The 3,503-nt window shown below is 30.4% G+C and carries 4 protein-coding genes; all 4 read left to right on the top strand.

What is annotated here, in order from left to right:
- The first annotated feature begins 722 nt into the window (after positions 1-722).
- On the top strand, positions 723-1,520 hold the full coding sequence (locus MW871_RS16220) for a hypothetical protein (RefSeq protein ID WP_248429427.1): 798 nt from the start codon (positions 723-725) through the stop codon (positions 1,518-1,520).
- Between the two features lie 155 nt (positions 1,521-1,675).
- On the top strand, positions 1,676-2,581 hold the full coding sequence (locus MW871_RS16215) for a hypothetical protein (RefSeq protein WP_248429426.1): 906 nt from the start codon (positions 1,676-1,678) through the stop codon (positions 2,579-2,581).
- Positions 2,582-2,737: 156 nt separating this feature from the next.
- Entirely contained in the window at positions 2,738-2,968 is a 231-nt protein-coding gene (locus MW871_RS16210) for a hypothetical protein (RefSeq protein WP_248429350.1), read from the top strand.
- A gap of 3 nt (positions 2,969-2,971) precedes the next feature.
- Positions 2,972-3,370 carry an SMI1/KNR4 family protein gene (locus MW871_RS16205; protein ID WP_248429349.1) on the top strand — a complete coding sequence of 133 codons (399 nt, stop codon included), beginning with the start codon at positions 2,972-2,974 and terminating at the stop codon, positions 3,368-3,370.
- The last annotated feature ends 133 nt before the right edge of the window (positions 3,371-3,503 follow it).

Raw genomic sequence — 3,503 nt, 5'->3', positions numbered from 1 at the left:
CAACAGCGGTTACAAGAAATGGCGAGAAATGTGCAAAATTCACGTTTATCTTTCGCAATAAATTTTATCTTAGCAGAAAATACGCAGTTCCGAAGTTCGCCACTTCTTGTAGCCGCGAAACGTTATGTGACAGCTATGAAAAAACGAGACGTAATCACAACATTTAAAGGATTTTAGATTGATGATTAACGATTTTTGATTTGAGATTTAATTGTAATAGAATTGTTGAAACTCGAAAAGCAGAAACTTAAAAATTTGGATTGGAAATGTGGAAACTTGAAAAGTAGAAACGTGAAAATTGGAATGGAAATGTGGAAACTTGAAAAGCAGAAGCGTGAAAGTTGGAATGGAAATGTGGAAACTTGAAAAGTAGAAACTTGAAAATTGGAATGGAAATGTGGAAACTTGAAAAGCAGAAGCGTGAAAGTTGGAATCGACAAGCAGAAACTTCAAAGTTGGAATGGAAATTTAGAAAATTAAAAAGTAGAAGCGTGAAAATTGGAATCGACAAGCAGAAACTTGAAAGTTAGAAGCGGAAAATTAACCGGAAATAAACACGTAAATAGCCGTCACATAACAGCCGTTTGCCATGATTGCGGGTTTAGTGGAATTAACGTTTTTATTCATATCTTCGTTACGGTAGAAAATACTCTGCTAGAAAGTCCGCAACCACGGCAAGCGCCAATACGTTAGCTGATATATCCAAAAAAACGACGACAATAATGAAACAACGACAAATTAATCTTCTCAATGAATTAATTGAAAAAAGAAATGAAATTTTTTTTGGAGGAAATTATAATTTGTTAATTCATAGCGTTTTAAACACTGTTAAATTACCCAACTTAATTCAATTTTATCTAACAGTACCTAATAATGACTTAAAAAAATCAGTTGAATCAAATCTTTTAAAAAGGATTGAAGTATATAAATATTCTTCAAAAGTTTATTCCAAAATTCATAAAGAATTAATTGATTGTGATTATTCAAAAAGACAAAGAATTAGAATTATACTTTATGCTCTTTTACCAAACTTGAAAAAAATATATTACGAAGATTTTTTTGATACATTTTACAACTCAAAATATCGAAACGATGTAAAATATGCGTTGAAAATATATAAAAATGTTGCAAATCCAAAACGTGACAATATTCTTTTAGGAGATTATTATCAAACTGATAATGAATCTTATTTAAGAGCTTTACTTTTGTATGGAAATGAAAATATTTTAGTTATGAATATCGAAAAAATTTGGTCAAAAAATCCAAGTGAATATCTTAAAAACAGAATAATCAGAAGATTAATGAATAATAATATTGAAAAATTAGAATTTATTGAACAAATCAATCCAGAACATTTTTTATATGTTTTATGTAATTCAAAAAAAGAAACAAAAGAAGAAGCTTTAATCAAATGTTACAATGAAATATCAAATGAGATTAAACACTTTGCAATATATAACTTAAGCAAAACAGGAAAATGGAAATTGGTAGAAAATGAAATAAAAAGATACATCAGCTAACAGCCGTTTGCCAAGATCGGGGATTTAGTGGAATTAGCGTTTTTTTACTACATTTACGTTAAGCCGAAAATACTCGGTTTCAAAAGTCCCCAACCTCGGCAAGCGCCAAGACGTTATAGGCCATTTCACCGCACAAGTCAAAATCACACGAAAATATGAAAATTGAAAATCTTCCTTTCTACATATTAAAAAAATTCATCTCAACAAAATTAAAAACGATTGATACAATATTTATTGAAAAGGCATTGAAAGAAATCAAAGCTATGCCAATTACTATTGCAAAAATGAATTCAGGTCATTATGTTGATAGAATAAGACCACACAGTGAAGATTTTCGAGCAAAAAAAATACAAGAACTATCCTATATAAAGGAAAAAAGTATTCTCGATGTAAAAAGGATTAATAACGAATATGGCAGAGCTAATATTCCTGGAGAATCAATGTTTTACGGATCTTTAATGACAGCAGAAATTCAACAGAACAGAGCAACTGCTTTTATGGAAACTTCTGAAATGTTTTATAAACCCGAAATAACAGAAGAATATTTCACTCTATCAAGATGGGATATTATTGAAGATTTTCAAGTATATGAAGTTGTATTTCAAGAGGATTTAAAACAGTTAACTGAAAGTGTTTTATCGAACAAAGAGACACAGATGGAATTTATGAAGGAAATTACATTAAGCAATGAAGAATTGCTTAATGATGCTAAAGAAAAATTATCTTTTTTTAGTAATGAATTCGCTAAAGAAGTAAAAAAAGAAGACAACGAACTATATCGCATAAGTGCCATATTTACAAATATCTTTCTTTCTCATCCAAAAAGTAAGAATATAGTTTGGGGAATAGTTTACCCAAGTGTAAAATCAAATTATCTTGGGCTGAATGTAGCAATATTACCAGAAGGAACTGATAAATTTTTAAAATTTAGAAGAGCAGATGTTATGAAAGCAGTTAGACAAAAAGACGGTAGTATATTAATTGAGAAATCAGTCGCTTCTGCAGAAAATTTAGATGGAAACGGGAATTTAATATGGATAGAAAATAGAAACGGCCTATAACAGCCGTTTGCCAAGATTGGGGATTTAGTGGAATTAGCGTTTTTTATCATATCTTCGTTTCGGTAGAAAATACTCTGCTCCTATTTCCCCAACCTCGGCAAGCGCCAAGACGTTGGCAGTAATTATCGAAAAACTGAACGAATACAGTACTTAACAATGGAAAATGAGAAAGACAGAATTGAAATTGCAAGTGATGTTAGTGGTGATAGAGATGGAATTGGTGTAGAAATTTATCGTAATAATGAACTTATAATAGAAATATTTAGAGACGATACCAAACTTACAAGAACAGTAACTTTATGGAAAAAAGATATTTCTTTAGAATTAATTGAAAACAGTATTCAAGACTTTAAACAAAAAATTCCTTGGGATTTTATAAAATATTAAATTATGCCATTTCCCATAGAATTAAAATACATAAAAGAAGCAGAAGTTGAGTTGGGAGTTCAATTCCCAAAATCCTTCATTGAAAAAATGAAAAAAGAAAATGGTGGAGAATTTTCAACCGATGAAGATGATTGGACAATCTATCCATTTTTTGACAAATTGGATAATAAAAGAATTAGCCGAACTTGTAACCACATTGTTTTAGAAACTAATCAATTAAGAGAAATAGAAGGTTTTCCAAAGAATGGAATTGCAATCGCCGAAAATGGTTGTGGAGATAATTTAATTATGTTGCCCTTTCAAGAAAATCAAACAGAAATTAGAGAAAAAATTTATATTTGGTTACACGAAACTAGAGAGATTATTGAAATTGCAAATTCAATCGAAGACCTAATTGAATAAAAATAACTACTGCCAACAGCCGTTTGGCGTGATTGGGGATTTAGTGGAATTAGCGTTTTTTACTACATTTACGTTAAGCCGAAAATACTCGGTTTCAAAAGTCCCCAACCACGCCAAGCGCCAAGACGTTAGC

The sequence above is a fragment of the Flavobacterium pygoscelis genome, assembly GCF_023162025.1.
GTDB lineage: Bacteria > Bacteroidota > Bacteroidia > Flavobacteriales > Flavobacteriaceae > Flavobacterium > Flavobacterium pygoscelis.
This window is presented reverse-complemented; position numbering and strand designations above follow the sequence as displayed.

Excerpts from the sequence above, each read along its gene's own strand:
- MW871_RS16220 (WP_248429427.1), top strand. The coding sequence starts at position 723 with ATGAAACAACGACAAATTAATCTTCTCAATGAATTAATTGAAAAAAGA.
- MW871_RS16215 (WP_248429426.1), top strand. The coding sequence starts at position 1,676 with ATGAAAATTGAAAATCTTCCTTTCTACATATTAAAAAAATTCATCTCA.
- MW871_RS16210 (WP_248429350.1), top strand. The coding sequence starts at position 2,738 with ATGGAAAATGAGAAAGACAGAATTGAAATTGCAAGTGATGTTAGTGGT.
- MW871_RS16205 (WP_248429349.1), top strand. The coding sequence starts at position 2,972 with ATGCCATTTCCCATAGAATTAAAATACATAAAAGAAGCAGAAGTTGAG.